This is a genomic window from Pigmentiphaga kullae, assembly GCF_004216695.1.
Classification (GTDB): Bacteria; Pseudomonadota; Gammaproteobacteria; order Burkholderiales; family Burkholderiaceae_B; genus Pigmentiphaga; species Pigmentiphaga kullae.
The window spans coordinates 2,859,732-2,886,117 of the sequence record NZ_SGXC01000001.1 but is presented as its reverse complement, the minus strand read 5'-3'; the positions used below and the strand labels follow the sequence as shown (position 1 = coordinate 2,886,117).

At 69.9% G+C, this 26,386-nt stretch carries 28 protein-coding genes; 7 read left to right on the top strand and 21 right to left on the bottom strand.

All coding sequences use genetic code 11. The features are described from left to right. Positions 1–95 precede the first annotated feature (95 nt). The 5 genes from cysP to EV675_RS13875 form a co-directional block, all read right to left on the bottom strand. Positions 96–1,112 carry a thiosulfate ABC transporter substrate-binding protein CysP gene (gene cysP / locus EV675_RS13895; RefSeq protein ID WP_130357790.1) on the bottom strand — a complete coding sequence of 339 codons (1,017 nt, stop codon included), beginning with the start codon at positions 1,110–1,112 and terminating at the stop codon, positions 96–98. Positions 1,113–1,260: 148 nt separating this feature from the next. Beyond that, entirely contained in the window at positions 1,261–1,599 is a 339-nt protein-coding gene (locus EV675_RS13890) for a P-II family nitrogen regulator (RefSeq protein WP_124688498.1), read from the bottom strand. 78 nt (positions 1,600–1,677) lie between these two features. Then, positions 1,678–3,738, bottom strand: coding sequence for an NAD(+) synthase (locus EV675_RS13885; RefSeq protein WP_130358021.1), 2,061 nt, complete (start codon positions 3,736–3,738; stop codon positions 1,678–1,680). A 79-nt stretch (positions 3,739–3,817) separates the two neighbouring features. Next, on the bottom strand, positions 3,818–4,951 hold the full coding sequence (locus EV675_RS13880; RefSeq protein ID WP_130357789.1) for a GNAT family N-acetyltransferase: 1,134 nt from the start codon (positions 4,949–4,951) through the stop codon (positions 3,818–3,820). Next, complete coding sequence (locus tag EV675_RS13875; protein WP_165404590.1) at positions 4,948–5,679, bottom strand: LytTR family transcriptional regulator DNA-binding domain-containing protein; 732 nt, start codon at positions 5,677–5,679, stop codon at positions 4,948–4,950. The genes EV675_RS13880 and EV675_RS13875 overlap by 4 nt, the downstream gene beginning before the upstream one ends. Before the next feature lie 67 nt (positions 5,680–5,746). On the opposite strand from EV675_RS13875, the gene argH reads away from it, so the two are divergent. Then, complete coding sequence (gene argH, locus EV675_RS13870; protein ID WP_130357787.1) at positions 5,747–7,168, top strand: argininosuccinate lyase; 1,422 nt, start codon at positions 5,747–5,749, stop codon at positions 7,166–7,168. A 32-nt stretch (positions 7,169–7,200) separates the two neighbouring features. Here the strand turns inward: argH and EV675_RS13865 are convergent, their stop codons facing one another. The 12 genes from EV675_RS13865 to EV675_RS13810 all read right to left on the bottom strand — a co-directional run bounded on the left by EV675_RS13865 (position 7,201) and on the right by EV675_RS13810 (position 17,205). Next, positions 7,201–7,530: a DUF192 domain-containing protein gene (locus EV675_RS13865; protein WP_130357786.1), complete on the bottom strand. Its 330-nt coding sequence runs from the start codon at positions 7,528–7,530 to the stop codon at positions 7,201–7,203. Positions 7,531–7,534: 4 nt separating this feature from the next. Next, a complete protein-coding gene (locus tag EV675_RS13860) occupies positions 7,535–8,398 on the bottom strand; it encodes a type II secretion system F family protein (protein ID WP_130357785.1) in 864 nt (287 codons plus the stop codon). A gap of 55 nt (positions 8,399–8,453) precedes the next feature. Then, a complete protein-coding gene (locus tag EV675_RS13855; protein WP_130357784.1) occupies positions 8,454–9,308 on the bottom strand; it encodes a type II secretion system F family protein in 855 nt (284 codons plus the stop codon). Further along, the gene (locus EV675_RS13850; protein ID WP_130357783.1) at positions 9,305–10,996 is read right to left on the bottom strand and encodes a TadA family conjugal transfer-associated ATPase; all 1,692 of its coding nucleotides are present in this window, start codon (positions 10,994–10,996) and stop codon (positions 9,305–9,307) included. Before EV675_RS13850 ends, EV675_RS13855 begins: the two co-directional genes overlap by 4 nt. Beyond that, complete coding sequence (locus tag EV675_RS13845; RefSeq protein ID WP_130357782.1) at positions 10,996–12,417, bottom strand: type II and III secretion system protein family protein; 1,422 nt, start codon at positions 12,415–12,417, stop codon at positions 10,996–10,998. Before EV675_RS13845 ends, EV675_RS13850 begins: the two co-directional genes overlap by 1 nt. Then, positions 12,414–13,280, bottom strand: coding sequence for a Flp pilus assembly protein CpaB (gene cpaB / locus EV675_RS13840; RefSeq protein ID WP_130357781.1), 867 nt, complete (start codon positions 13,278–13,280; stop codon positions 12,414–12,416). Before cpaB ends, EV675_RS13845 begins: the two co-directional genes overlap by 4 nt. After that, positions 13,277–13,495, bottom strand: coding sequence for a hypothetical protein (locus EV675_RS13835; protein WP_130357780.1), 219 nt, complete (start codon positions 13,493–13,495; stop codon positions 13,277–13,279). Before EV675_RS13835 ends, cpaB begins: the two co-directional genes overlap by 4 nt. Further along, positions 13,492–14,151 (bottom strand): hypothetical protein, encoded by a 660-nt coding sequence (locus EV675_RS13830; RefSeq protein WP_130357779.1) that lies wholly within the window; start codon positions 14,149–14,151, stop codon positions 13,492–13,494. The genes EV675_RS13835 and EV675_RS13830 overlap by 4 nt, the downstream gene beginning before the upstream one ends. Further along, on the bottom strand, positions 14,148–14,888 hold the full coding sequence (locus tag EV675_RS13825; protein ID WP_130357778.1) for a hypothetical protein: 741 nt from the start codon (positions 14,886–14,888) through the stop codon (positions 14,148–14,150). Before EV675_RS13825 ends, EV675_RS13830 begins: the two co-directional genes overlap by 4 nt. Continuing rightward, entirely contained in the window at positions 14,861–16,192 is a 1,332-nt protein-coding gene (locus tag EV675_RS13820) for a hypothetical protein (RefSeq protein ID WP_130357777.1), read from the bottom strand. The genes EV675_RS13825 and EV675_RS13820 overlap by 28 nt, the downstream gene beginning before the upstream one ends. After that, positions 16,193–16,480: a hypothetical protein gene (locus EV675_RS13815; protein ID WP_130357776.1), complete on the bottom strand. Its 288-nt coding sequence runs from the start codon at positions 16,478–16,480 to the stop codon at positions 16,193–16,195. A 146-nt stretch (positions 16,481–16,626) separates the two neighbouring features. Further along, the gene (locus tag EV675_RS13810) at positions 16,627–17,205 is read right to left on the bottom strand and encodes a BPSL1445 family SYLF domain-containing lipoprotein (RefSeq protein WP_130357775.1); all 579 of its coding nucleotides are present in this window, start codon (positions 17,203–17,205) and stop codon (positions 16,627–16,629) included. A gap of 244 nt (positions 17,206–17,449) precedes the next feature. On the opposite strand from EV675_RS13810, the gene EV675_RS13805 reads away from it, so the two are divergent. From EV675_RS13805 to EV675_RS13785, 5 genes are all read left to right on the top strand, one after another. Then, positions 17,450–18,265, top strand: coding sequence for an alpha/beta hydrolase (locus EV675_RS13805; protein ID WP_130357774.1), 816 nt, complete (start codon positions 17,450–17,452; stop codon positions 18,263–18,265). Between the two features lie 142 nt (positions 18,266–18,407). Continuing rightward, positions 18,408–19,052 (top strand): YiaD family glycine zipper/OmpA-like lipoprotein, encoded by a 645-nt coding sequence (locus EV675_RS13800; RefSeq protein WP_130357773.1) that lies wholly within the window; start codon positions 18,408–18,410, stop codon positions 19,050–19,052. A 97-nt stretch (positions 19,053–19,149) separates the two neighbouring features. Then, positions 19,150–19,707, top strand: a complete 558-nt coding sequence (locus tag EV675_RS13795; RefSeq protein WP_130357772.1) for a GNAT family N-acetyltransferase — start codon at positions 19,150–19,152, stop codon at positions 19,705–19,707. Between the two features lie 4 nt (positions 19,708–19,711). Then, positions 19,712–20,512 (top strand): DUF72 domain-containing protein, encoded by an 801-nt coding sequence (locus EV675_RS13790; RefSeq protein ID WP_130357771.1) that lies wholly within the window; start codon positions 19,712–19,714, stop codon positions 20,510–20,512. 18 nt (positions 20,513–20,530) lie between these two features. Further along, positions 20,531–21,484 carry a LysR family transcriptional regulator gene (locus EV675_RS13785; RefSeq protein WP_130357770.1) on the top strand — a complete coding sequence of 318 codons (954 nt, stop codon included), beginning with the start codon at positions 20,531–20,533 and terminating at the stop codon, positions 21,482–21,484. 7 nt (positions 21,485–21,491) lie between these two features. Here EV675_RS13785 and EV675_RS13780 read toward each other — a convergent pair whose 3' ends face one another. From EV675_RS13780 to EV675_RS13770, 3 genes are all read right to left on the bottom strand, one after another. Further along, entirely contained in the window at positions 21,492–22,583 is a 1,092-nt protein-coding gene (locus EV675_RS13780; RefSeq protein WP_130357769.1) for a CaiB/BaiF CoA transferase family protein, read from the bottom strand. Between the two features lie 10 nt (positions 22,584–22,593). Beyond that, entirely contained in the window at positions 22,594–23,571 is a 978-nt protein-coding gene (locus EV675_RS13775) for a Bug family tripartite tricarboxylate transporter substrate binding protein (RefSeq protein WP_130357768.1), read from the bottom strand. A 132-nt stretch (positions 23,572–23,703) separates the two neighbouring features. Further along, the gene (locus EV675_RS13770; RefSeq protein ID WP_130357767.1) at positions 23,704–24,273 is read right to left on the bottom strand and encodes a DNA-3-methyladenine glycosylase; all 570 of its coding nucleotides are present in this window, start codon (positions 24,271–24,273) and stop codon (positions 23,704–23,706) included. Positions 24,274–24,420: 147 nt separating this feature from the next. Here EV675_RS13770 and EV675_RS13765 point away from each other — a divergent pair, with 147 nt between their 5' ends. Next, positions 24,421–25,398, top strand: a complete 978-nt coding sequence (locus EV675_RS13765) for a Bug family tripartite tricarboxylate transporter substrate binding protein (RefSeq protein ID WP_165404589.1) — start codon at positions 24,421–24,423, stop codon at positions 25,396–25,398. Between the two features lie 8 nt (positions 25,399–25,406). Here the strand turns inward: EV675_RS13765 and EV675_RS13760 are convergent, their stop codons facing one another. Further along, positions 25,407–26,306, bottom strand: a complete 900-nt coding sequence (locus EV675_RS13760; RefSeq protein ID WP_130357765.1) for a LysR family transcriptional regulator — start codon at positions 26,304–26,306, stop codon at positions 25,407–25,409. Between the last annotated feature and the right edge of the window lie 80 nt (positions 26,307–26,386).

Below are 26,386 nucleotides of genomic sequence, written 5' to 3'. Positions count from 1 at the left end.
GGGCGGAAGCGACGAAGCGCGGCCCCCCTGCGGGGTGGCCGCGCCTTGCCGGGAAGGATTGTACGGCACCGGCCCGGAGACCGGTGCCGCCACGATCAGCGCTTGGCCAGCAACTGGTCCAGCACGCCGTTGGAACCGAAGTGGTTTTTGGTGATGTCGTCCCAGGAACCCAGCACCTTGGTCGGATCGATCAGGCGCACCTTGGAATAGCGGTCGGCCACGACCTTGGCGACGTCGGGGTGGTTGACCCGGTAATTGAAGGTGGTCAGCAGCAGCTGGATCTCGCGGGTGTACTGGTAGTTCAGGTATTCGGTGGCGAGCTGGCGGGTGCCCTTCTCGTCCACGACCTTGTCCACCACGGCCACCGGGAACTCGGCCAGCACGGACACCGGCGGCACGACGACTTCATAGCCGCCCGCCTTGAATTCCTCGCCCTTGGCGATGTTGATCACTTCCGACTCGAAGGTCAGCAGCACGTCGCCCTGCCCGTTCTGCGCGAACGCCACGGTCGCGCCGCGCCCGCCGGTGGGAAAGTTGACGACGTTGTGCAGTACCTTGCCGACGAACTGCTTGATCTTCTCCTGGTCGCCGCCGAACTTCTCGTTGGCGTACAGCCAGGCGCCCAGGTAGGTGTAGCGCGCGTTGCCCGAGGTCTTGGGGTTCGGGAACACCAGCTTGACGTCGTCGCGCACCAGGTCGTCCCAGTTCTTGACGTTCTTGGGATTGCCCTTGCGCACCAGGAAGGCGATGGTGCTGTAGTACGGCGAGCTGTTGTTCGGGAAAGCCTTCTGCCAGTCCTTGCGCAGCAATCCGCGCTGGGCCAGGATGTCGACGTCGGGCACCTGGTTGAAGGTCACGACGTCGACCTTCTTGCCCTGGATGATGTCCTGCGCCTGGCGCGAGGTGCCGGCGAACGACTGGTCGATCTTGACGTCGTGGCCGCTCTTGGCCTTCCAATACGCCTGGAACTTGGGATTGACCGCGGCGAACACCTCGCGGGCAACGTCGTACGAGGCGTTCAGCAGCGGTTTGTCCTGGGCTTGCGCCGTCCCCGTCACTGCCGTGAGCAGCGCGGCCGACGTGGCCGCGAGCACGATGATCTTCTTGAACATGAAACGGCGTCCTTCTTCTGACTATGTGGATGCGAGAGACGTAAACGTAACAAATCCACATATGTCATCAAACCATATATTCATCATTTCTTTATTCTTGTGAGAAATATATGGCGGACGCAACGGGCGGCGGCCGCCGCCCGGCCGGTCAGACCGCGGCTTCGCCGGTCTCGCCGGTGCGGATGCGGATGACCTGTTCGACGGGCGTGACGAAGATCTTGCCGTCGCCGATCTTGCCCGTGCGCGCCACGCGGATGATGGCTTCCACGGCCTGGTCGACCAGTTCGTCGGCGATCACCAGTTCGATGCGGATCTTGGGCAGGAAGTCCACCACGTATTCGGCGCCGCGATAGAGCTCGGTATGGCCCTTCTGGCGGCCGAAGCCCTTGACCTCCGTCACGGTCAGACCATTGACGCCGACCTGGGCCAGCGCTTCGCGCACCTCGTCGAGCTTGAACGGTTTGATGATGGCGGTGACTTGCTTCATGGCTGGACCTTTGTGGAAACGCTGGCGGAAATGGCGAAGATGCGATGATCGGGATTGTAGCCGGCCGGGCGCCCGCCCTCAGCCGTGCGGTGGGGCATCGGGAATGTTCGCGAGGTCGGCCTTCCAGACGACCTCTTCCGAATCGCTGGGCGCGCGCCAGTCGCCGCGCGGCGACAGCGAGCCGCCCGAGCCGACCTTGGGCGCGTTGGGCACGCACGAACGCTTGAACTGGCTGGTCTTGAAGAACCGGTGCACGAAGATGCCCAGGTTGCGCTTGATGGCAGCCAGCTCGTACTGGTTGCGCGGCACGTGCGCTTCCTCGGGCCAGTCGCCGCGCTCGCGGTCGTGCCAGGCCGCCAGCGCCAGGAAAGCGACCTTCGAGGGCGCGAAGCCATAGCGCAGGATGTAGTACAGGTTGAAGTCCTGCAGCTCGTAGGGCCCGATGAACTGTTCGGTCCGCTGCGCGGGCGCGCCGTCGGTCTTGCCCGGCACCAGCTCGGGACTGATCTCGGTGCCCAGGATGTCCAGCAGCACCTGGCTGCCGTCGCCCACCTTGCCCGTCTCGGCCACCCAGCGCACCAGGTGGGTGATCAGGGTCTTGGGCACGCTGGCGTTGACGTTGTAGTGCGACATGTGGTCGCCCACGCCATAGGTGCACCAACCCAGCGCCAATTCGCTCAGGTCGCCGGTGCCGATCACGATGGCGTTGTGGAAATTGGCCAGCCGGAACAGGTGGCTGGTGCGCTCGCCGGCCTGCACGTTCTCGAAGGTGATGTCGTAGACCTCCTGGCCCGAGGCGTACGGGTGCCCGATGTCCTGGAGCATCTGCGCGCAGCTGGGCCGGATGTCGATCTCCATGGCCGTGCAGCCGACCACGCGCATCAGCGCGCGTGCCTGCTGCAGGGTACGTTCGCTGGTGGCGAAGCCCGGCATGGTCACGCCGATGATGTTCGCGCGCGGCAGGTTCAGGCGGTCCATGGCCTTGGCGCAGACCAGCAGCGCATGGGTCGAGTCCAGTCCCCCGGACACGCCGATCACCACCTTGTCCATGCCTATGGCCGAGAGCCGCTGCACCAGCGCCTGGACCTGGATGTTGTAGACCTCGTCGCAGCGTTCGTCGCGGCGCCGGCGGTCGGCCGGCACGTAGGGGAAGCGCTCGACCCGGCGCCGCAGCGCCAGGGGCTGGTCCGCGGCCAGGCCGATCTCGAAGGCCACGGTCTGGAAGCGCTCGGCCTCGGCCTTGTGGCGCAGCACCGACTGGCCGAACGTCGTCTGTCGCATGCGCTCGTGCGACAGGCGCTCGAGATCGACGTCGGCCAGGATCAGGTGCGAATCGTCCAGGAAACGGCCGGACTCGGCCAGCAGCTCGCCGTTCTCGTAGATGATGGACTGGCCGTCCCAGGCCAGGTCGGTGGACGATTCGCCCCGCCCCGCCGAGGTGTACAGGTAGGCGGCCAGGCAGCGCGCCGACTGCTGGCTGACCAGTTGGTGGCGGTATCCCGACTTGCCCACCACGATGTTCGACGCCGACAGGTTCACCAGCACGCTGGCCCCCGCCAGCGCCGCGAACGACGACGGCGGGATGGGCACCCACACGTCCTCGCAGATTTCCACGTGAAAGCGCAGCCCCGGCACGTCGGCCACCTCGAACAGCTGGGCCGGCCCGAAAGGCGCCCGCTGGCCGGCCAGTTCGACCTGGGTGGCCACCGTGCAGTCGCCGGAGGTGAACTGGCGCGCTTCGTAGAACTCGCCGTAGTTGGGCAGGTAGGTCTTGGGCACGACGCCCAGGATGCGTCCCCGCGCCACCACCACGGCGCAGTTGAACAGGGAATGGTTCACCCTTAGCGGCAGCCCCACGATGAGCGCGGCGGGCAGCGCGGCGGACCCGGCCACGATGTCGCCCAGCGCCCGTTCGCAGGCCTCCAGCAGCGCCCCCTGGTGGAACAGGTCGTCGCAGGTGTAGGCGGAAATACCCAGCTCGGGAAACGCCACCAGCGCCGCCCCCTGCGCCGCCGCCTGCCGCGCCAGGTCCAGCGTCTGCGCCGCGTTGAACGCGGGATCGGCCACCCGGCAGCGGGGCACGCCCACGGCCACCCGCGCGAATCCGTGCGCGTAGAGGTTGAAGAAATTGCCTTTCATCGTGTAAGTCAGTGCCAAGGAGTAGCTCACATCATAAGGCCGATGGCCCGCCGGCGTCCCGGCCACCGCCCTGCCCCGGTCAGCCGGCCGGAGCCTTGAAGGGCGTGTGCGACTCCAGTTCGTCCAGGTACCGGTTCATGCCGCGGGTCTCGCGGTCCAGGAAATCGGCGATGGCGGCGGCGAAGCGTTCGTCGGCCACCCAGTGCGCCGACCAGGTGGGCACCGGCAGGAGGCCGCGCGACATCTTGTGCACGCCCTGGGCGCCGCCCTCGAAATGGGCGATGCCGTGGGCGATGCAATAGTCGATCGCCTGCAGGTAGCAGGTCTCGAAGTGCAGGCCCGATACGAAGTCCACGCAGCCCCAGTAGCGGCCGTACAGGGTGTCGCCGGCGGCCACGTTCAACGCGCAGGCGACCGGTTCGCCCTGCCGTTCGGCCATGACCAGCAGCAGCGCCTCGGGCATGGCCGCGTGCAGTGCCTCGAAGAAGGCCGGCTTCAGGTAGGGCGAGGACCAATGATTGGCATAGGTGGCGGCGTAGCAGCGGTAGAAGAAAGCCAGGTCGTCGGCGGAGATGGCCGCGCCGCGCAGGTGCCGGAAGCGTATGCCCGCCTGCTCGACCTTCTTGCGGTCCTGGCGGATTTTCTTGCGCTTGTCGTGGTTCATGGCGCCCAGGAAGGCGTCGAAGCTGGCGTAGCCGTCGTTGCGCCAATGGAACTGGACTCCCTCGCGCAGCATGTAGCCCGCCTCGCGCAGCGCCCGCAGATCCTCGTCGCGGGGAAACAGCACGTGCAGCGACGAGACGCCCGCCTGCCGCGCGACCTCGATCGCGGCACGGGCCAGCAGCACCCGGTCCTCGTGGGCCGCCGCCAGCAGCCGCGGACCGCCCACGGGCGTGAACGGCACGGCGCACAGCAGCTTGGGGTAGTACGGCAGGCCATGGCGCTCGAAGGCTTCCGCCCAGGCCTGGTCGAACACGTATTCGCCGCGGGAATGGGACTTCACGTACAGCGGCATGGCACCCACCAGTTCGCCCGCCCGCCGCAGCACCAGGCAGGTGGGCTGCCAGCCCGTGCGCCGGACGGCGCAGCCGGTGGCCTGCAGGCCGTGCAGGTAGGCGTGGGAGACGAAGGGGTTGCCGGCGGCCAGGGCATCCCAGGCGGCCGGATCGAGGGTGCCCAGGTCGTCGATCAGTTCGACGGCGGTATCGGTCAAATCGCCTCCGGGGAAAAGGACGGGGCCGCCCGGCCTTGCGGCAGACAGCGCCGCACCAGCGGCCAGCGCCGGCGCGCCACCGCGATACGGTCGGGCACGCCATGCAGCAGCAGTTCCCAATAGGGATCGGCATCCCCCCCGGTAAGTTCCGGGGTGACAAGGCGCGCGCCGGCAATGGCCGAGCGGGCCACCAGCGCGTTGCGATGGACCTGGACGAAGCGTTCGGGGAAGGCGCGCGACAAGTCGGCCAGGGCGCGATCGGTCAGGAATTCGCCCTGGCGGGTGCGCAGGTTGACGTACTTGCCGTCGGCGCGCAGGTAGAGCACCTCGTCCACCGGCACCGCTACCGTGCCCTCGCGCCCCTGGGCCATCAGGGCGCCGGAGGTGTCTGCGGCGCCCAGCGCGCGCCGCAGCGCCTGTTCCAGCCGGTCGATGCGTATGGGCGGCACCAGCAGGTCGGCCGCACGCAGTTGCCGTGCCTGGGGAAGGCTGTCCAGCGAGGGCAGGAGCAGTACCAGCCGGGGACCCGACCGTTCCCAGGCCCGCGCCAGCGCGTATCCCTGGGCGTCTGGCAGGCCCAGGTCGAGCAGCGCCACGCCGGGAACCGGATCCGCCCGCCGCGCCGGGTCGGCGCCCACGGCGGGCGGCAAGAGATGCAGCGGCAAACGCCTGGCCAGCGCCCTGAGCTGCGCCGACAGGCGGCGGCAGAACGCCGCGTCCCGCCCCACGACCAACACTCCGGGCGAGCCCGTTCCCGATACAGTAACCGCCATAACCCGCTTTATAATCCGCGCCATGTCCAAATCGACCGACCCCCGCCCCCAAGACCAGTTCGCCAAGAAGGCCGAAGCCTGGTCAGCCCGGTTCTCCGAGCCGGTGTCCGACCTCGTCAAACGGTACACCGCTTCGGTGGACTTCGACAAACGCCTGGCCAAGTTCGACATCCAAGGTTCGCTGGCGCATGCCGACATGCTGCACGCCGTCGGCATCCTGACCCAGCAGGACCTTGCCGACATCCGCCGCGGCATGGCCGCCATCGAGACCGAGATCGACGCCGGCCGCTTCGAGTGGCTGCTCGACCTGGAAGACGTCCACCTGAACATCGAGCGCCGCCTGACCGAACTGGTGGGCGACGCCGGCAAGCGCCTGCACACCGGCCGCTCGCGCAACGACCAGGTCGCCACCGACATCCGGCTGTGGCTGCGCGCCGAGATCGACACGCTGACCGACCTGCTGCGCCAGCTGCGCCACGCGCTGGCCACGCTCGCGCTGCAGCACGCCGACACCATCCTGCCCGGCTTCACCCACCTGCAGGTCGCGCAGCCCGTCACCTTCGGCCACCACCTGCTGGCCTATGCCGAAATGTTCGGCCGCGACGCCGAGCGCCTGGCCGACTGCCGCAAGCGGGTCAACCGCCTGCCGCTGGGCGCCGCCGCGCTGGCCGGCACGTCCTACCCCATCGACCGCGAACGCGTGGCCCGCACGCTGGGCTTCGACGGCGTGTGCCGCAACTCGCTGGACGCCGTGTCCGACCGCGACTTCGCGATCGAGTTCTGCGCCGCCGGCGCGCTGGTCATGACGCACATCTCGCGCCTGTCGGAAGAACTGGTGCTGTGGATGAGCCCGCGCGTGGGCTTCATCGACCTGGCCGACCGCTTCTGCACCGGCAGTTCCATCATGCCGCAGAAGAAAAACCCCGACGTGCCGGAACTGGCGCGCGGCAAGACCGGCCGCGTCAACGGCCACCTGGTGGCGCTGCTGACCCTGATGAAGGGACAGCCCCTGGCCTACAACAAGGACAACCAGGAAGACAAGGAAGGCCTGTTCGACACCGCCGACACCGTGCGCGACACCCTGCGCATCTTCGTCGACATGGCCGGCGGCATCCAGGTCAAGCCGGACGCCATGCGCGCCGCCGCGCTGCAAGGCTTCTCCACCGCCACCGACCTGGCCGACTACCTGGTCAAGAAGGGCGTGCCCTTCCGCGACGCCCACGAAGCGGTCGCGCTGGCCGTGCGCGCCTGCGTGGAACGCGGCTGCGACCTGGCCGACCTGTCGGTGGACGAGCTGCGCGCCTTCCACCCCCTGGTGGGCGAGGACATCCATGCCGTGCTGACGCTGGAAGGCTCGGTGGCATCGCGGTCGCACATCGGCGGCACCGCCCCGGCCCGCGTGCGCGAGGAAGCGCAGCGCGTGCTGGACGAGACGCGCGGCTGACGCCCTAGGGTGCGGCACTCGCCGCACCCGTCTCATGCGCCGGACCGCTGGCGGGTCGATACGCGGTTCCGGCTCATTCTTTCCCCCTGCTTCCATCCCAGCCTTGCGGCTTCCCCGGCCGCCAGTTCCAACACGCCCCACGCGCGCCAGCAGCAGGCCGCCCTTCCCGGGCGCAATGCCGGCACGATGCGCAGTACCCGGCCCCGCTTGTCCACGAAAACGGCGTCGATGGGCCAGGCCATGCCGACGGTGTGTACGGCCCGGCAAGGCACGATCCACAGGCCGTCGCCCGGCCCGGGCGGGGCCTGCCCCAGCCATCCCCGCAAACGGTCCTGGCAAGAGGTCGCGCGGCGCCAGCCCATGCCGCTACCAGCCCGTGTCCATGAGCTTGACCGCGATCGGAAAACCGATCACGACGAAGGAACACGGGAAGATGCAGGCGATCAGGGGCAGCAGCATCCTGACCGGCGCCTCCAGCGCCAGGCGCTCGGCGCGCAGAAAGCGTTCGGCGCGCCGCTGGTCGGACTGCGCACGCAGGATGGGCGCGAGGTTCATGCCCAGCGCGTCGGCCTGGGCCAGCGTGCCGGTCCAGGCGCGTATCTCGGGGATATCCAGGCGGTCGGCCATGTCCTTGAGCGCGCGCGTGCGCGGCACGCCGGTGCGCACGTCGCCCAGCACGCGGCGCAGTTCGTCGCGCAGCGGTCCGGGCGGCCCCTTCTGAACCGCCTGTTGCAGGGCCGCGCCCGCGTGCAGGCCGGCCTCGACGCACAGGGTCGTCATGTCCAGCACGAACGGCAGGGCCCGCAGGATATCCCGCCGCCTGCGGCGCATCCGGTCGCGCAGCCAGAGGCTCGGATAGGCCGCGCCCGCCGCCGCGCCGGCCCCGCCCCATGCGGCCAGGGCGGGAAAGCCGGCCCACGTAGCCGCCAGCAGCGCGGCGGCCAGTCCGCCTGCGCAGGCACACAGCACCTGCGCTCCCACGATGTGCACGGGTGCCAGGCCGTGGCGCAGTCCGGCCTGGACCAGCCGGGACTCGATGCGGCGGCGGCGCTGCCACGACAGCCAGCGCCGGCCGTAGTGGGCGGCCGCCGAGACCAGGGGCCAGGCCAACCGGAACGCGCGCGGCGGCGCCTCGGCCGTCCGGTCAGGCAAGGCGGGCGGATCGATGACCAGCAGGCAGGCCAGTGCCGCCAGGGCCGCCACGGCCACGCCGATCAGCAGCGCGGTCATGCCCACGCCGGCCTCGTGGGAGCGCCGGTTCCCTCGGGGGATTCCCGCTCGCGCTTCATATGTCGATCCGGACGATGCGGGCAATCATCCACAGCCCGAGGATGTCCAGCGCCGCGACCAGGACCAGCACGGCCCATCCCTCGGGAGTGGTCCACAGGCGCTCCATGGCCTCGGGCTCCAGGCGGTGCAGCGCGGCCAGCAGCAGCCAGGGCAGCGCCCCCACCACCCTGGCCTGCAGCCGGCCCTGGGCCGTCAATGCCCGTACCCGCCCCTCCATGTGCAGCCGTGCGCGCACGGTCGCGCCTATGCGCTCCAGCGTCTCGGCCAGGTTGCCGCCGGTGTCGGCGGCGATCCGCAGCGCCGACGCAACCAGGCTGGCCGCTTCGGTGGGCATGCGCGCATGCAGGTTCGCCAGCGACTGGTCCATGCCGACGCCGAAGCGCTGCTCGCGCATCAGCAGCGTGAACTCCTGTGCCAGCGGCGCCTCGCTTTCGGCCGCGATCTGGCGCAGGCCGGCCTGCAGGCTGGCGCCGGCCCGCAAGGCGCTGGCCAGGGCCAGCAGCGCATCGGGCAGTTGCGCATCGAACCTGCGCATGCGGCGCGTGCGCAGATGGCGGGCGGCCTGGCGCGGCAGCCATGCCCCGGCCGCCGCCCCGGCAAGGGCGAAGCCCCAGCTTTGCGCGAACCACCCGCAGGCGGCGGCCAGCACGCCGATCACCGCCACGTGCGCCACCCACAGCTGGTTCACGTCGACGAACAGGAAGAACTCGCTCATGCGGACGCGCGCGGTCTCGGTGAACACCGCCCGGTAGCGCGCGATGCTGTCACGCACCAGTCCGCAGGCGATCCACACCAGCAGCGACACGCAAACCAGTACCGCGCCGGCGATGGCCGCGTCGATGGCGTTCATGCCAGGCTCCTGGGCCCGTCCGGCGCCGGCGTGCGCTCGCAGAACCATTGCGGGGAAATGGCCACGCCGCCAGCCCGCCATTCGTCCAGGAAACTGGGCATCAGTTCGCAGCCCTGGAAGTACCCGGCGCCGTCGGACGCGCCGGCATCCGGCCGCTCGAAGCGGAACAGCTCCTGCAGCTGGATGCGGCCGCTCTCGATACCGCTGACCTCGACGATGGCGGTCACCCGCCGCTGCCCGGCGGCGCTGCGGCCCTGTTGGACCACGATGTCGACCGCCGAGGCGATCTGCTCGCGTATGGCGGCCAGCGGCAGGTCCATGCCCGCCATCAGCACCAGGGTCTCGAGCCGCGACATCGCGTCGCGCGGCGTGTTGGCATGCAACGTCGTCAACGAACCCTCGTGGCCGGTGTTCATCGCCTGCAGCATGTCCAATGCCTCGGCACCCCGGCACTCGCCCACGACGATGCGGTCGGGCCGCATGCGCAGCGCGTTGCGCACCAGGTCGCGGATAGAAACCGCGCCCCGCCCCTCCAGGTTGGCAGGCCGCGCCTCCAGCGCGACCAGGTGCTCGTGCGCCAGGCGCAGTTCGGCGGCATCCTCGATGGTGATGACGCGCTCTGCCGGCGGAATGAAATTCGACAGGATGTTGAGCAGCGTCGTCTTGCCCGAGCCGGTACCGCCCGAAACGATGACGTTCTTGCGCCGCTCCACGCACAGTCTCAGGAACCCCGCCATGTGCGCATCCAGCGAACCGCCTTCCACCATGTCCGTCATCCGCAGGCGGCGGGAGGGAAACTTGCGGATGGTCAGGGCCGGCCCCTTCAACGCCAGCGGCGCGATGATCGCGTTCACCCGCGAGCCGTCGCGCAGCCTGGCGTCGACCATGGGCGAGCTCTCGTCGATGCGACGCCCCAGCGGCGAGACGATGCGCTCGATCACCCCCAGGACCGACTGGTCGCTGCTGAACACCGCCGGATGCCGGCGCAGGACGCCGCCGCGTTCGACATAAAGCTCATCGTGCCGGTTGACCATGATCTCGGAAATGTCCGGATCGGCCAGCAAGGACTCCAGCGGTCCCAGCCCGACCGCCTCGTCCACCACCTGCCGGCGCAGCGTGCCGCGGTCCAGGCCCGCGGGGATCTCGGCATCGGCATCCTGCACCAGCGCCTCCAGCAGCCGGTCAGCCTCCTGCCGCAAGGCCGCGTCGCTCATCGCGGACACATCCCGGCGGCGCAGGTCCAGGGCCTCCAGCAGGCGCGCATGCAGCCGGCGCCGCCATTCGACCATCGCCGCCTCGTGGGAGTGGACCGCCGCGGACCGGGCGGCCGGGGGGGCCGGCATGCCCGCCGACACGGGCGCGGGCGGACCGCCTTCCCGCGAGACATCTTTCCCCGAAGCCCCCATGGACCGCACGCGCAACATCACGGCGCCGACGACGATCTCGTCCTCGGGCAACAGCGGTCCGTATTGCAGGATGCGGCGGCCGTTGACCAAGGTGCCGCCCAGCGACCCCAGGTCTTCCACGAATACGCCTTCGATCCGCTCGTCCAGCCGGGCATGCCTGCGCGCGACCCGCCAGTGGCGCAGGCGGATCTCGCATACGTCGCCGCGCCCGATCACCGCGGGCGACGCCACGCTCAGCGAGGTCCCATGGCCCTCGTCGGTCAGGATTTCCACCTCCAGCATCATCGCTCCATGAAAGATACGTCGGGCCGCACGGGCACGTTCAGCCGCTCCGGCCCGAAGGTCTGGTCCAGCACCCGATGCCCGCGGTCGATGCGTTCCAGCAGATCGGGATTGCGCTGGGTGACGACGGTCGGGGTCACGAAGATGGCCAGTTCGGTCTCGCGCCTCTGGAATCTGCGCGAGCCGAACAGCGGCCCGAGGATGGGCAGGCTGGACAGGCCGGGCAAGCCGTCCAGGTCCTGGGACTGCTCGCGCGACAGGAAGCCGCTCAGCACCAGCGTCTCGCCCGAACGCACGTTGAACTCCGTGGCGGTCCTGCGGACCTTGAGCGCGGGGCCGCCCGTGGTCGTCACGGACGGATCCACGGCGCTGACCTCGACGTCGATGACGGACCGCACCGTGCCGCCGGCATCGACCCGGGGCGCGATCTCCAGCGTGACGCCGTAGGGCTTGAAGGTGGTGTTCGACGCGCCGTTCCTGTCCACCGTCGCATAGGGCACTTCCCCGCCCGCAAGGAAGCGCGCGGTGGAGCCGCTGCGCGCCGACAGCTGCGGCTGGGCCAGGATGACCGCCTCGCCGCTCTGGGCCATGGCCTGGATGCGCGCGGACAACAGGGCGTTCATGCCCAGGTATCCCGCGGGGGACGTGGCCGGGAACGGCAGCGCGACGGGGCCGCCCCCGGGCCGCTGCCCGGCGTCGCCGGCGGCCGCCCGCAAGGGCCGCCCCACCGCGGCGTCCCAGGCCAGGCCCGCGTTCAGGCCGCCGGTGCTGGCGCCGTCCCAGCGCACCCCCAGTTCGCGCAGCCGCGAGCGCGGCATCTCGACCACCTTGACGTCCATCATCACCATGCGTTCCCAGCCGAGCCGTCCGGTGAAATCGACGACCTGCGGATAACGGCGGGCCAGCAGCGCGATGCGCGCCTGATCGGCGTCGCTCAGGTCGTCGCCTTCCACGATGACCTTGTCGCCGACGAGCCGGCTGCGGACCGAAGGCATGCCGGCGAGAAAGGCTTCGATCTCGCGCTGCACCCGCGAGGACTGCCCCGGCACCACGGTGATACGCATGCGCCGCATCGCGCCGTCGCGGTCCCAGATGACCAGCGACGAGGTGCCGGCCGCATTGGCGAACACCACCACCTCCCGGTCGTCGGCCGTGGCGGCGTTGATGACGCGGCCATTGCCCACGGCCACCCGCCCCACGCCCGGCGCCGGGAACACCTGGGTCTCGCCTATGTACATCTCGACGTCCGGGAGATCCTGGCCGGCGGGGAAAGGCGGTGCCGGCGTCGGCACTGCCTCTTGCTCGAGCCAGGCCGGCCAGTCGGCGGCGGCCGTCCCCGCGGCCCGCGCCCCGCCGTCCAGCACGGCAAACGCGATGCCGAGGCCTCCTCGCACGACCCGCTTCACCACGGCCGCTCTCATGGCTGGCCCCCCTGCTCCGCCCCGGACTCCGCCAGCCCCGGAATGCGGCGCGGTGCCCGGTCGCCATAGATGATCGTTGCACCCGTCTGCCGGCGCGGCTCGGGCGGCTCGCCGTCTCCCAGCCCCAGCAAGGAAGCCAGCCCGCCCGTCACGCGTCCGGGAGCCGGGCTGCCGTCTCCCGGACGGCGCAGCATGGCGGTCAGGACACCGCCATCGCGAGCGATGATGAGCTTGACCGCCTCTTCCGGCGCCGCATCCAGCGTCACGGTGGAGAACGCGCCGCGCGGCGCTTCGCCCCCGGCTCCCGGCGTCTCGGTCTGGTGTCCCGTGGCCAGCACGCGCATCCGTTGCAGCAGGGGCATGGTCGTCCGCTTGCCACGATGATCGAAGGAAACGTACAGGTCGATGAGATCTCCGGGTTGCACCAGGCCCGACACCGAACTGATCTCGTCCACCGGTATGGTCACCGCCCGGCGCCCCTCGCCCAGGCGCTCGGCCAGCGGGGCCGCGCGCCCTGCCTCCAGGTGCAGGGGCAGCAGCGGTTCGCCGGCCCGTACACGGTGGGCCAGCACGCCGCCGTCGAAATCGCCGAACCGGTCGGGTTCGATGGCGCCGGACGGCGCCCACTCGGCCGGCATCTCGCGCACCGCCACCAGGTCCGCCGACAGGCGCCGGCCGGCATCGAGGTCGGTCGCGGCCACCACCAGCGCGACGCGCGACGCGCGCGCTCCGGCCTCGATGGCATCGATGCGCCCCTGGATCTGGCGCTGGCCCAGCCATGCGGCCAGGCCTCCGGCGGCCAGCGCCACCGCCAGCACCCACCATTTCCGGTCCACGCGCAAACGGGGCAGGCGGGGCGTCATAGCGGCAGGGCCAGCGAAGCGGCGAAACGCTGGTGGAAACCTCGCAGGGCGTCGAGCAGCCACGCCAGCAAGCCTCCCCCTTCGCCGAACCAGCCCGCGCCGGCCACGCCGGCCAGCAGCATGGCCACGACCAGATATTCCACCGCGGATTGCCCGCGCTGCCCGCGCGCGCCCCGGGCCCTGCCGGCCACGATCATGATTCTTGGCTCCTTCATTCGCCCGTCTCGATCTCGACCGCGAGCAGGCCGCTTCCCTGTTCCCGTGCCACCACCACGAGCTGCAATACCCGCCGCGCGCGGCGCCACTCCATCAGCCCACCGCCGGGCCCGGCGCGCCATCCGAGCGCGGTCAACCGGGCTTGCAGCAGCCGGGAGAAGGTCGCGCTGTCGGCCGCATGGGCGTAAAGCTGGTGAGCCACCTTCCCCCGCTCGTCCCGGGTCTGCAGATCCAGCAGCAGCGTTGCGCCCGGCGGCATCCATTCGGCGGGCAAGGCGCGCATCCCCGCCTTGGCATCGAGGCCGACAGCCAGGACGCCGTGCGTCGTGCCGGACGTGGACCGGCGAAGCTGCATCAGCCAGGGACGGCCGTCCCGGACGCCGCTCAGCATCACGCCATCGGACAAGGGCAGCACCCAGGGGTCCAGGCCGGGCTGCCGCGCCACACCGTCGGCGACCTCGAGCGGAGCCTGCCGGATCTCGAACAAGCGGATGTCCATGCGCACGCCGTTCACGCGCACGCGGCCTCCCCAGCCCCGGTCCACCGCACCGGGCGGCATGCTGGGCTGGGCCGCTGCCGCGTGGCTCCATAGCAGGCCCATGGCAAGCACGACGCAGCCGCGCACCGGCGGGCGGCACCGCCCCCTTCCCGTCATCGAGCGTCTCCCGCAAGATCCGCCGGCAGCAGCCCCTTCCAGGCCGAGAGCCAATCGAACTGCGGCGGCGGACGGCCCCAGGGCCGGTCGACGCGCGACATCGCCGACAAGGCCCGGCCCGCCTGCTCCGTGCGCCGCGCGGCGTCGCTCCATGCCCTGGGCGCGCGGGCGATGCGCGCCTGGACATCCCCGTCGTCCCGGGCATGGCCGGCATCCGCAAGGATTGCGAACCTGCTGGACAGCCGTGCCTCGGCTCGCCACCCGCCCAACTTGGCCACCGGCGCAAGATCGGGTCGCACCGACACCCGCCCCGCCACCAGCCCCGGATACGCCGGCAGCAATTCCCCCCTGAGCATGCGCGCCGGCTCGGCAGTACCCCCGGGCTGTGCCTGCTCGGGCAACTGGCCGGCGGCTTGCCGGACCTCCGTGGAAAACCGCCCAGGCTGGTCGGGCAGCAGCGCGGAACCATCGTGGTTGCGCCAGCGATGGCGTTCAGGCTGGAAGAAATAGGCCTGCGTTCGCTCGCGGACGTCCCGCGGCGCCTCCTGCGCCACGACGAAGGCAAGATGACGCCCCGCGAACTCGGTCTGCAGCGCGAGGTCCTGCAATCGCCCCAGGGCCGAGCCCAGTACCCACAACGCCCCGAGCCCGCCCAGCGCGAGCAGGGCTTCGGCCACGGCCTGGCCGCCCTGGCGATCGATGCGCGCGATCACCGCGGCGCCCCCTGCCGGCGCCATGCCTGCTGGCGTTCCGCCGCCACGACGGGGCTCAGGCCGGCCTGCCAGTAAGGCATGAACAGGCTGGGCGGTTCCGCCCTCCCATCGGCGCGCGCCACGGGCCGGCGATAGTAGGTCGACGCGGCGCTGACAGCGGCCAACCCGCCCGCGGCGCGCGTGGCCCTGACCGCGAAGCGCAGGGTCGGCTCGGCGGCCCGCTTGCCGGCGATCCCGGCGAACGACGGCATCCCCCTGCCCTGCCACGCCACGCCTTGCGACAGCGCGAACGAATTGGCAAGCGGATTGGCCGCGCCATCCAGCAGGTTCCAGTCGGTATGCCCACGCACCCAGCGCCAGAAATCCTGGTCGGAGAAATCCTCGGGAGGCTCGTCCACGTGCGGCAGATCGTCGTCCGCCAGCGAGGCATCGCTCTTGGCGCTGCCCCAGCCCATGGGATATTCGCGGTAGTAGCAGCCTATCCATCGATTGGACCGCAGCGCATGGAAAGACAGCGTATCCACCGACCGCCAGGCGTCCAGCCCCATGAGCGAAGTCGCGCCCCGGCGCCGCAGCTCGTGCCGCAGCCAGGGGCATCGCCATTCCGTTGGCAACAGGCTGCGACGGTCGTGATCGCGCGGCGCAAGGAACCCGTAGTGCGCATTGGCCTCCTCCACCATGCCCTTGAGCCGGACCCGGGAGGCGCCTCCGTGCCGCACCACGAACCCCGGCAGCGTATCGGCCAGCAGGGCCGCGTCCAGACGCGTCGCGCCGTCGTCATCGTGGGCCGCCAACACGGCCTGCATCGTCCGCATGCGGACATCGGCCAGCGATTGCTGCACGGCCGCCTGTGCACGCACCAGGACGTCGTGCACGACGCGATCGTGTTCGGCGAAGGCCCGCGCCAGCGCGCCGTCCTCCCAGCCCGCGGCGACGCCTCTGCCGGCCGCGCCTGCGGCGCTCCGGTAGGCCCGGCCATGCGCGGCGCCGAACAGGCCGCCGATCAGGCTGGCGGGTGGATTGGAAGACGCCAGCCGGCGGGCCTGCGTATCGCCGAACCGGGCCCACGAGGCCAGCGTGATGGCATGCGCCATGCCCACCTGGTGGGCCACCAGCGCGCGATTGGCATAGGCAAGAAAATTCAGGCTCCGGGCCTGGACCAGCGCGCCGCTATAGGCCGCCGCGTCCAGCGCGCGGGTCAGCCGGACCTTCTCGCGCAGCAGTTGCCCGCCGTTGAAGAACTGCACCAGCCCCGCGGCCGCCGCGGCGAGCAGCGCCACCGCCAGCACCAGTGCCTGTCCGGCCTGCGAGCGATCCGCGGCGCGCATCTAGTTCGCGCCCGCCTGGGCGGCATTGCCGGTGAAGGACTTGAGCGAACGCGCCGAAGTCTGGGACCGGGCGCCCTTGGCCGCGGTCTGGGCGGCGCGCGATTCGGCCGAACCATCCTCGCCCGCCAGTTCTCGCGCCATGGCGGCCGTCTGGGAACGGACCACCTGCCCGAACAGCTGGTAGACGGCGATCGCGGCCACGGCCACGAGCGCGACGATGACGACGTACTCCACCATGGACTGGCCGCGCTGCCGACGCCGCCGGGCGGAGAAAAGGGGAAGAGACATGGGCGGGACTCCACCCTCGCGCGCCGGGCGCCGTGCCCGGCCGTCCGCGAAGGTGCCGCCAGTTTCCGGGGGCTGCCCCGCACCGGCAATGCGAGGATCCCGCGACGGACAGGAAGGTCATCCCCGTCCGCCGGCCAGAACAAACGCTACAGGTCCAGCTTGGAAATCTTGGTGCCCTCGACCGTCAGGCCGGCCATCAGACCCGCGTTGGTCAGCGCGAACGCCACGACGGGGGCGCGGGCGGTGTTGGTGTCGATGCCGGCATTGACGCCCGCCTTGACCACGGCCACCGATCCATCCACACCCGCGGTCCAGCCCTTGCTGGACTTGAAGCGGTCGAGCTCGGCCTGGTTCATGAACATGAACACCAGCGCCTTGGACTGCGCCCCGGCCTGGAAGCCGAACGAGCCGCTGGCGGTGCTGTAGTAGCCGGTGGTGCGTCCGCCCTCGCGCAGGGCGCCTTCGCCGTACTCGCCGCCGACGATGAAGCCGGCATTGATCACGCTGGGGAATACCAGGATGCCGCGGGCCTTGTTGCCCAGCTCGCGCGAACCGTTGACCGTGGAATAGAGCCGGTTCAGCGTTTCGTTGACCCCGGAATCGATCCGGCTGCGCTTGGCGGCGGGCGAGCTGTCGCCGCTCTTGTTGGGATCGGTGGTGGTACAACCCGCGGCAACCAGCAGGCCGGCGGTGGCGGTGGCGTAGAGGAACTGACGACGTTTCATGCTCTCTCTCCTTGAGTGAGCTTGCCGGCAAGCAGCTTCCGGGGAAGGGTCGTGGCCCGCCGCGGCAAGCACAGCCATTCTGCCGGATATACGTCAAAACCGCGAATGCAAACGTAACCTGGCTGTTGCAGCCGGCCGTCGCTCCCAGCGCACGCCCCAGGGAAAGACGGAAAAACGCCAAGTGTGCGAAGATCGGGCCGTAACGATCAAACAGGACGTCCGCCCTACCGGGCGAGCCCCGCCCATGTCCGGATTCGACGTTCAAGACCTGGAGTTCCCCGCCTTCGACGGCCAGGCGCTGCCAGGGCGCCTTTACCGTCCCCGCTGCCACGCCCCCGTCCCCCTGTTGGTCGACGTGCACGGCGGCGCCTGGATCCGCGGCAACCGCCTGAACAACGCCTCCATGCACGAGGCGCTGGCCGACGAGGGCATCGCCACTTTCGCGCTGGATTTCCGCATGCCGCCGCAGGCGGCGGCCGACGTCACCTTCGCCGACGTCCACGCCGGCCTGGACTGGGCCCGCCGGCACGCGGGCGAACTGGGCAGCCGGGCCGAATGGGTGGGCGGCCTGGGAACGTCCAGCGGCGGCCACCTGCTGATGCTGAACGCGTTGCTGGGGGGCGCGCCCGGCACGACGGCGCCGGCCCCCGCGCCGCTGGTCGGCTACGTGGCAGCCTGCTGGCCCATCCTCGACCCACTGGCGCGCTACCGGATGGCCCGCGATCGCCGCCTCTCGCAGTTGTTGGACGCGCACCACGCCTTCTGGACTGGCGAAACCGCCATGGAACGGGACAACCCGCACCTGATCGTCGAGCGCGGCGAGGCCCGCCACCTGCCGCCCATGCTGCTGATACAGGGCACGGCCGACGCCAACGTCGACCATTTCCGTGCCGATGCCTTCGGCGAACAGTACCGACGGGCAGGCGGAGCGATCGACGTCCTGAAATACGACGACGAACCCCACATGTTCATCACCGTCGAGCCGGATTCCCCCGCGTCCCTGCACGCCATGGACCGCATCCGGCACTTCGTGCGCAACCAGTGCCGCGCCGCCGGCTGAACGCCGGCGCTGGAATGTAAACCATCCTCAAAACGTACAAAATGTTGCGTTTCCCGGTCACATGGAAGGGCTAACATCAGCCAGGCTAAAGCGTCGTGAATACATAACGACGCCCTTGCCCAGTCCACTCCAGGAGGTCAACATGAAAACCAACACTCTCTCCAAAATTGCCCTGGTCGCGGCGCTTGGCGTCTTCGTCGCCGGTTGCGCCAACCAGCAGCACACCAACACGGCCATCGGCGCCGGCGGCGGAGCCGCCCTGGGAGCCGGGCTGGGGGCGCTGCTGGGCAACTCCAAGGGCGCGGCCATCGGCGCCGGCCTGGGCGCCGTGGCGGGCGGGCTGGTCGGCTACAACTGGAAGACCGTCAAGCAGGACGTCGAGAAGTCCGGTTCCAAGGACCTGGGCATCGACATGACCGAGCAGAACGACGGCTCGCTGAAGGTCAACGTGCCCAGCAGCGTCTCGTTCGACACCGGCAGCTACGCGCTCAAGCCCGCCCTGCTACCCGTGCTGGACAGCGTCGCCAAGACCCTGAACGAGCACCCCGAGCTGCGCGCCAAGGCCGTCGGCCACACCGACAACACCGGCCAGATGTCGCTCAACCAGACCCTGTCGCAGAACCGTGCGCAGGCGGTGGCCAACTACCTGGCGAACAAGGGCGTCTCGCCCGCGCGCCTGACCACCGAAGGCCGCGGCCCCAACGACCCGATCGCCAGCAACGACACGGTGGAAGGCCGCGCCGCCAACCGCCGCACCGAGATCTACCTGTACGCCACCAAGAACTGACCGGCGATGGCGCCGCCCCCATGCGGGGCGGCGGCGTTCTTGGGTAAAGTAATGGCTTGCGCCCGGCCGCAGCCGGCCCCCAGGAACGTCCATCGCCATGTCCAGCCCTTCCGCCCTTCCTTCGCCCGCGCTCGTCGTCCGCGACGCCTGCGACGCCGACCTGGTTGCCATCCAGGCCATTTATGCCTTCCATGTCCTGAACGGCATCGCCAGCTTCGAGGAAGTCCCGCCCACGGTGGAAGAGATGCGCGCCCGCCGCGCCGCCGTGCTCGGGCAGGGCCTGCCCTACCTGGTGGCCGAACAGGACGGCGTGGTCGTCGGCTACAGCTATGCCGGCAGCTACCGACCGCGGCCCGCCTACCGCCACACCATAGAAAACTCCGTCTACGTCGCCGACGGCACTGGCGGGCGCGGCATCGGGATCGCCCTGCTGCGGGAACTGATCGCGCGCTGCCAGAACGGGCCGTGGCGCCAGATGGTGGCCGTCATCGGCAACAGCGGCAACGCCGCCTCCATCGCCCTGCACCGCAAGGTCGGGTTCGAGCACGCCGGCGTGCTGCGCAGCGTCGGCTTCAAGCATGGCCGCTGGGTCGATACCGTCATGATGCAGTTGCCGCTGGGCCAGGGCGACCGCAGCCTGCCCGGCGGTCCATGAAGCCATGGGCGACATGCGCGTGGGCATCTCCGGCTGGCGCTACCCTCCCTGGCGGGGCGTGTTCTATCCGGACGACCTGCCGCAGCGGCTGGAGCTGGCCTACGCCTCGCGCGAGTTCTCGACCATAGAGCTGAACGGTTCGTTCTATGCGCTGCAGACGCCGGAACGCTACGCGCGCTGGCATGCGGATACCCCCAAGGGTTTCCTGTTCAGCGTGAAGGCGCCGCGCTACATGACCCACATCCTGCGTCTCAAGGAAGTCGAGCGGCCGCTGGCCAACTTCCTGGCTTCGGGCATCTTCGAGCTCAAGGACAAGCTGGGTCCCATCCTGTGGCAGTTCCCGCCCAGCATGCGTTTCGATCCGGCGCGATTCGAAGCCTTCTTCAAGGCCCTGCCGCGCGATCTGAAGCACGCGGTCGAGATCCGCCACGACAGTTTCATCGACCCGGCCTTCACCGACATGCTGCGGCACTACGGCATGGCGCTGGTGGTGGCGGACACGGCCGGCAAGTGGCCGTATCGCGAAGACGTCACCGCCGATTTCGTCTACATCCGCCTGCACGGCGACCAGGAGCTGTACGTCAGCGGCTACACCGACACGGCGCTGGACGACTGGGCCCGGCGCATCCGGGCCTGGGCGCGCGGCGGCGAACCGCGCGGCGCCCGCCGCATCGACGGCAAGGCGCCGCGCCGTGCCACGGGGCGCCACGTGTACTGCTACTTCGACAACGACGCCAAGGTGGAAGCGCCACGCAACGCCAAGACCCTGATGGACAAACTGGGGCTGCCCATGCGGGCGTCCTGAGCCTTTCCACGAGACGCCGTGAACACCGACAGCAGACGCAACCGCAGCGACCAGCTACGCATCAAGCACCTGCGCCTGCTGGAACTGGTGGCCGAACACCATTCGCTGGCCGCGGTGGCGCAGGCCCTGCACCTGAGCCAGCCCACCGTGACGAGCATGGTACAGACGCTGGAGGAAGTCTTCGGCACCACGCTGATCGAGCGCAGCGCGCGCGGGGGCAGCCTGACCGACGCCGGCAGCCTGGCGCTGCGGCAACTGCGCATCGCGCTGGCCTCGTTCGACACGGCGCTGGAAAGCGTGGTCCTGGGCAGCACGCCGCTGGTGCGCGTCGGCGTCCTGCCGCTGCTCGACGCCTGGCTGCTGCCGCAGGCCATGGCGCGGATGGAAGCCACCGGCACCCTGCCCCGCATCGCCATCACGCATGGCGGCATCAACGTGCTGTACGGCGGCCTGGACCGCAGCGAGATCGATTGCGCGATCTGCCACCTGGACGAGCTACCCGTGCAGGGCGGCCACCTGACCGACCTGCACATCGAACCCCTGCACGAGGAAAGCCGGCTGTTCGCCTGCGCGACGGACCATCCGCTCGCGCAGCATGCCTCGCTGCGGCTGGGCGATCTGGCGAACCAGGAATGGATCGTCCCGCCCAAGGCATCCCAGGCCCGCCGGGTGCTCGAGCGCGTGTTCCTGGGGGCCGGCCTGGTGCCGCCGGAGCCCCGCGTCGAATCCTTCCCCTATCACACGAATCTGGAAGTCGTGGCGGCCACCCGCATGCTGACCTTCGCGCCGTCGTCGCCGGTCCGCCACTATGCCGAGATGGGCCGTGTGCACATCCTGCCCATTGCCGACGATATCCCCGTCAGCCGGCTGGCCTTCCTGGCGCGCCAGCCCGTGATGCAGTTGCCCGGCGTCGAACCGCTGCGCCAGGCCGTGGTCTGGGCGGCCCGGCAAATGGCCGGACGGACGACCTGAACGCGGATCACGCCCAGGCGCGGAACCCCAGTCCCGGCACCACCGCGCTGTCCTCGCCATCCTTGATCACCACCGGCTCCAGCGCGCCGCTGGCCACGGCGTCGGCGGCGAATTCCGCCACCGACCGGACCTTGGACGCCGGCACGCCCGCCTGCGCCAGCCGCTGTTCGAGCCGCGCCGCGTCCCATCCTGCTATCCGTTCCCGCAGGCGCGACTTGAGCAGCATGGGGTCCTTGGCCCGGAGAAAGGAAACCTGTTCGCCGGGCTCGGCCGCTCCATCGAACAAAGCCGGATCGGTGGCCAATTCGCCCAGGTCCAACACCTCCAGCAGGCGGGAGAACTGCGCGGGCGTATTGGCGCCCAGCGCGATCCAACCGTCGCGCGCCTGGAAAAAATCGGCGGCGGGGCTGCCCGAATAGCCCTGGTTGCCGACCCGGCGCGGCGACACGCCCTTGGTCAGGGCCTCGACCGCATAGCTGTACATCAGCTGCATGGACGCCGCCGCCATGGACACGTCGAGCAGGATGCTGCGGCCGTCGCGATTGCGCTGGTGCAGGGCGCTGACGATGGCCAGCGCCCCGAGCATGCCCGTGGCCGCGTCCACGACCGGAAAGCCGGTCTTGATGGGGTCGTCGCCTTCGACGCCGCCCATCATCGCCATCCCCGTCATGGCCTGCACCACGTGGTCGTAGGCCGGCCGGTCGGCCCAGGGCCCGGTCCGGCCAAAGCCCGAGATCGAGCAATAGACGATGCGCGGATTGACCTCGCGGATCGCTTCATAGCCCAGCCCGTGCCGCTCCAGCGATCCAGGCCGGAAGTTGTCCACGAACACGTCGGCCTCGCGCGCCATCGCCAGGACCTCGGCGCGTCCTTCTTCGGTGCGGAAGTCCAGCGCCACGCAGCGCTTGCCGCCATTGAGCGAAAGGAAGGCCGACGGCCCGCGCTCGGACCGGCGCAGCACGTCGCCGCCGGCGGGTTTCTCGATCTTGACGACGTCGGCGCCCATCTGGGCCAGGTAGAAGGTTGCCAGGGGGCCGGCGATGACGTGCGAGAAGTCCAGCACGCGCACGCCCGCCAGCGGCAGGAAAGCTTGGTTCATGGGATGGAGCCTAGAATTGAACGATCTTGGAAGCGCGCACGATGCGCGAGAACTTGGCGGTTTCCTTCGTGAGGAAGTCGGCGAAATCGTCCGCCGTGGGCGACAGCTCGACCGGCGATCCGTTCTTGTCGAAGAACGCGTTCAGGTCGCCGCGCTTGAAGGTCTCGTGGATCGAGCGGTTCAGCTTGGCCACGATGTCCGCGGGCATGCCCGCCGGTCCCCAGACGCCGTTCCACGACTCGATCACCGTGTCGTCGTTGCCCAGCGCTTCCTTCAGCGTCGGCACGCCGGGAAGGATGGGCAGGCGCCTGGCCGAGGTCACGCCCAGCACGCGCACGGCGCCCGACTCGACCTGCGGCAGCGCCGCCGTCACGACGGGAAAACAGAACTGCGTCTGCCCGCCCAGCAGTGAAGGCACGAGGTCCACCGAGCCGCGATAGGGCACGTGGACCACGTCGATGCCGGTGGCCGTGGCCAGCGCGGCGCCCGCCAGGTGCGAGCCCGTGCCCACGCCACCCGAGGCGAAGTTCAGCTTGCCCGGGGACTGGCGCGCGGCCGCCAGGATGTCCTGGATCGACCGATAGGGCGAGGTTCCCGCCACGGCCAGCACGAAGGGGTTCATGTTGATCAGCGACACGGGCGCCAGGCTCTTCAGCACGTCCACGCCCACGGCGGGATTGATCAGCTTGTTCGTGATCATGGGCGAGCCGCCGAACAGCAGCGTGTAGCCGTCCGCCTTGGCCTGCGAGACCGACACCGCGCCCAGCGTGCCGCCCGCGCCCACCTTGTTCTCGACGAACACGCTCTGCCCCACCTGGCTGCCCAGCGCCTCGGCGAATTTCCTGGCCAGCAGGTCGACGCCGCCGCCGGCGGCATAGGGCACGACGAGCCGGATCGGACGGTCGGGATAGGTATCGGCCGGGGCGGCCTGGCTTGCTGCCGGAACGAGGCAGCAGGCCAGCGCCGCGGCAAGTATGCGTGCGCGCATGGCGGGTCTCCGTTATGGGTTATGGGCATGAATGCCGGATGAACGCGATTGTGGCCGCGCCCGCCCCCCGCAACAATTCGAAAATCGGGAACCCGCCTTCGGCTTTTTCTATGGGCCGCGGCGCACGGCGGTTCAACGCCGGGGAAACGGCTTGCTCAGGAAGCGCGAGCCGGCCATGCCGAAACGCCACGGCACGTCCAGCGCCTTCGAGATGCCGATGCGCGGACCGACGGCGATGTCCGGCTCGCCCTCGCGCGCCACCAGTTCGAACGGCGGGCGATCGAGCCGCATGCCGTCGAAGCCGCGATCGATGCCCAGGGCCTGTCCCACACGCCCCGGCCCCGAGCACAGCAGCCTTGGGTCCTGCACGCCGCGCCGCGCGCGCATGACGTCCAGGCCATGGGTCGGTTCCAGCGCGCGTATCAGCACCCCCGCGCCATGGCCGGATTCGCGGCAGACCAGGTTCAGGCACCAGTGAATGCCGTACGAGCGGTAGACATAGGCCCTGCCCGGTTCGCCGAACATCGAGGCGTTGCGCGGCGTCGGCCCCGAGAAGCTGTGCGAGGCGGGATCTTCCCTGTCGTAGGCCTCGGCCTCCACGATGCGTCCGCCCACGCCGTCCACCAGCAGGGTCACGCCGATCAGCAGCGGGCCGACTTCGGCCGACGGGGCGTGGAAATCGATATGGGCAAGGTGCAGCATGGGGACATCCGTTCTCGCGGCGAGAACAGAGTGTATCCGCTGGGGCGATTGCCGCCCGGCGCCGATCTCCCGATACTTTTGCCGACACCCGCGAGCCTCCGGCACGAAGCGGGGCCCACCTTCCCTTGCTCGAAAGGATACGCACTCATGGATAGACGCCAGGCCCTACAGACGATGGCCGGCGCGGCAGGCTGCGCGCTGCTGCCCGCGATGCCCGCCCACGCCCAGTCCTACCCCGCCCGCCCGGTGCGCTGGCTGGTGCCTTTCCCGCCGGGCGGCACCATGGACCAGGTGGTGCGCGCCGTCGCGCAAGGCATGCAGGGCCGGTTCGGCCAGACCCTGGTCATCGAGAACAAACCCGGCGCGGGCACGGTCATCGCCGTCGACCAGGTGGCGAAGTCCGCCCCCGACGGCTACACGCTGGTCACGGTGGCCAACAGCTTCACCATCAATCCCTCGCTGTACGCCAAGCTGCCCTACGACACCGAGCACGGCTTCACGCCGGTCGCCCTGCTGGGCGCCACCGCCAACATCCTGGTGGGCCGGCCCGGGCTCGAGCCCAAGACGCTGCCGCAGTTGATCGCCTATGCCAGGCGGCACCCTGGCAAGCTGACCTATGCCTCGTTCGGCACGGGTACCTCGGCCCACCTGGCGGGCGAGATGCTCAAGCAGATGGCGGGCGTGGACATCCTGCACGTGCCCTACAAGGGCGGCGTGCCGGCGCTGACCGACATCCTGGGCGGACAGGTGGACCTGATGATCAACAACCTGCCCGACATGCTGCCCTACCTGGCCAACGGCAAGCTGCGCGGCTATGGCGTCACGTCCAGGACGCGCTCCGCGCTGGCGCCCGACCTGCCCACCATCGCCGAACAGGGCTATCCGGATTTCGAGACCAACTCGTGGTACGGCGTGCTCGCCCCCGCCGGCACGCCGGCCGCGGTGGTCGCATACCTGAACCAGGCGATCAACGGGTCGCTGGAGGCTTCCTCCACTCGGACCACGCTGGGCGGCATGGGCTTTGACGTCGCCCCCGGCGCCCCGTCTCAGCTGGGCGCGCTGATCGCGAAGGACCTGAAACTCAACGCGAAGCTGGTCCGCGACGCGAACATCAAGCTCGACTAGGCGCCGTCCTACAGCAGCCGGTTCCGTGCCGAAAAGTCGATGGCCTGGCGGGCGATGGCCAGCATGCCAGGCACCACCGGCCGCGTATCGTCCCGCCGCCAGCGGAACGAATAGGGCAAGGGCCCCAGCGCGGGCGAACTCTTGAGCACGCGTATGCGGCCGCGCCGGGCCAGCTCGGCGGCCCAGGCGGCGGGCAGCATCCCCACGCCCACGCCTTCGCTGACCAGGCCGGCGATCGCGCCCCAGTTGTTGCAGATCAGGCGCTGGCGGACATCCAGTCCGCTGTCGTTCAGCCAGTCGTCCAGCAGCCGCGTGGTGCCGGCGCCCAGCGCCAGCGTGATCAGGGGATAGGCGTCCAGCAGACGGTCGCTCATCGCGTTCGCACCGGGTTCGGTGTCCGACGCGATCACCCACGAGAAGCGGGCCTCGCCTATCCGTTCGGAGCAGATGTCCGGCCGGGGCGAACGGCCCGCGATCACGGCGCAATCGAGCTGGCCGCTTTCCAGCCCGTGCTCCAGCGCGGCTCCTACCTCCACCATGGGCTCGACCACCAGGTCGGGATGCTCTTTCCGGGCCAGCTTCAGCAGCCGGGGCAGCCAGGTCAGCGCCGTCAGTTCTCCCACGCCGATCCGGCACCGGCCGGCCAGGCCGGTATCCACCGCCACGCAGCGCCGCACGGCTTCGGCTTCCTGCAACAGATTCCACGCCCGGGGAACCAGCCTGCGCCCGGCCTCGCTCAGTTCCGCCTTGTGGCCGGAACGGTCGAACAGGCCCACGCCCAGCGACTGTTCGAGTTCGTTGATGCGCTTGGACAGCGAGGAAATGGACAGGTGCAGCCGCTCGGCCGCGATGGCGAAGCTGGCGCAGGTGGCCGCCCAGTAGAAGGCCTCGAGTTGCTTGAGCGTCATGGCAGGGAGGGCGGATCTAGTTTCGAAAAAGCGAAATGGCTTATTGGAATTTTATCGCTTTCTTCATACAACTGGCGTCC

Excerpts from the sequence above, each read along its gene's own strand:
- EV675_RS13765 (WP_165404589.1), top strand. The coding sequence starts at position 24,421 with ATGGATAGACGCCAGGCCCTACAGACGATGGCCGGCGCGGCAGGCTGC.
- EV675_RS13815 (WP_130357776.1), bottom strand. The coding sequence starts at position 16,480 with ATGTCTCTTCCCCTTTTCTCCGCCCGGCGGCGTCGGCAGCGCGGCCAG.
- EV675_RS13810 (WP_130357775.1), bottom strand. The coding sequence starts at position 17,205 with ATGAAACGTCGTCAGTTCCTCTACGCCACCGCCACCGCCGGCCTGCTG.
- EV675_RS13770 (WP_130357767.1), bottom strand. The coding sequence starts at position 24,273 with ATGCTGCACCTTGCCCATATCGATTTCCACGCCCCGTCGGCCGAAGTC.
- EV675_RS13775 (WP_130357768.1), bottom strand. The coding sequence starts at position 23,571 with ATGCGCGCACGCATACTTGCCGCGGCGCTGGCCTGCTGCCTCGTTCCG.
- EV675_RS13865 (WP_130357786.1), bottom strand. The coding sequence starts at position 7,530 with ATGGGCTGGCGCCGCGCGACCTCTTGCCAGGACCGTTTGCGGGGATGG.
- EV675_RS13795 (WP_130357772.1), top strand. The coding sequence starts at position 19,150 with ATGTCCAGCCCTTCCGCCCTTCCTTCGCCCGCGCTCGTCGTCCGCGAC.
- argH (WP_130357787.1), top strand. The coding sequence starts at position 5,747 with ATGTCCAAATCGACCGACCCCCGCCCCCAAGACCAGTTCGCCAAGAAG.
- EV675_RS13860 (WP_130357785.1), bottom strand. The coding sequence starts at position 8,398 with ATGACCGCGCTGCTGATCGGCGTGGCCGTGGCGGCCCTGGCGGCACTG.
- EV675_RS13820 (WP_130357777.1), bottom strand. The coding sequence starts at position 16,192 with ATGCGCGCCGCGGATCGCTCGCAGGCCGGACAGGCACTGGTGCTGGCG.
- cysP (WP_130357790.1), bottom strand. The coding sequence starts at position 1,112 with ATGTTCAAGAAGATCATCGTGCTCGCGGCCACGTCGGCCGCGCTGCTC.
- EV675_RS13805 (WP_130357774.1), top strand. The coding sequence starts at position 17,450 with ATGTCCGGATTCGACGTTCAAGACCTGGAGTTCCCCGCCTTCGACGGC.
- cpaB (WP_130357781.1), bottom strand. The coding sequence starts at position 13,280 with ATGACGCCCCGCCTGCCCCGTTTGCGCGTGGACCGGAAATGGTGGGTG.
- EV675_RS13845 (WP_130357782.1), bottom strand. The coding sequence starts at position 12,417 with ATGAGAGCGGCCGTGGTGAAGCGGGTCGTGCGAGGAGGCCTCGGCATC.
- EV675_RS13800 (WP_130357773.1), top strand. The coding sequence starts at position 18,408 with ATGAAAACCAACACTCTCTCCAAAATTGCCCTGGTCGCGGCGCTTGGC.
- EV675_RS13830 (WP_130357779.1), bottom strand. The coding sequence starts at position 14,151 with ATGACGGGAAGGGGGCGGTGCCGCCCGCCGGTGCGCGGCTGCGTCGTG.
- EV675_RS13890 (WP_124688498.1), bottom strand. The coding sequence starts at position 1,599 with ATGAAGCAAGTCACCGCCATCATCAAACCGTTCAAGCTCGACGAGGTG.
- EV675_RS13850 (WP_130357783.1), bottom strand. The coding sequence starts at position 10,996 with ATGCTGGAGGTGGAAATCCTGACCGACGAGGGCCATGGGACCTCGCTG.
- EV675_RS13790 (WP_130357771.1), top strand. The coding sequence starts at position 19,712 with ATGGGCGACATGCGCGTGGGCATCTCCGGCTGGCGCTACCCTCCCTGG.
- EV675_RS13835 (WP_130357780.1), bottom strand. The coding sequence starts at position 13,495 with ATGAAGGAGCCAAGAATCATGATCGTGGCCGGCAGGGCCCGGGGCGCG.
- EV675_RS13760 (WP_130357765.1), bottom strand. The coding sequence starts at position 26,306 with ATGACGCTCAAGCAACTCGAGGCCTTCTACTGGGCGGCCACCTGCGCC.
- EV675_RS13780 (WP_130357769.1), bottom strand. The coding sequence starts at position 22,583 with ATGAACCAAGCTTTCCTGCCGCTGGCGGGCGTGCGCGTGCTGGACTTC.
- EV675_RS13825 (WP_130357778.1), bottom strand. The coding sequence starts at position 14,888 with ATGGCGCCGGCAGGGGGCGCCGCGGTGATCGCGCGCATCGATCGCCAG.
- EV675_RS13855 (WP_130357784.1), bottom strand. The coding sequence starts at position 9,308 with ATGAACGCCATCGACGCGGCCATCGCCGGCGCGGTACTGGTTTGCGTG.
- EV675_RS13885 (WP_130358021.1), bottom strand. The coding sequence starts at position 3,738 with ATGAAAGGCAATTTCTTCAACCTCTACGCGCACGGATTCGCGCGGGTG.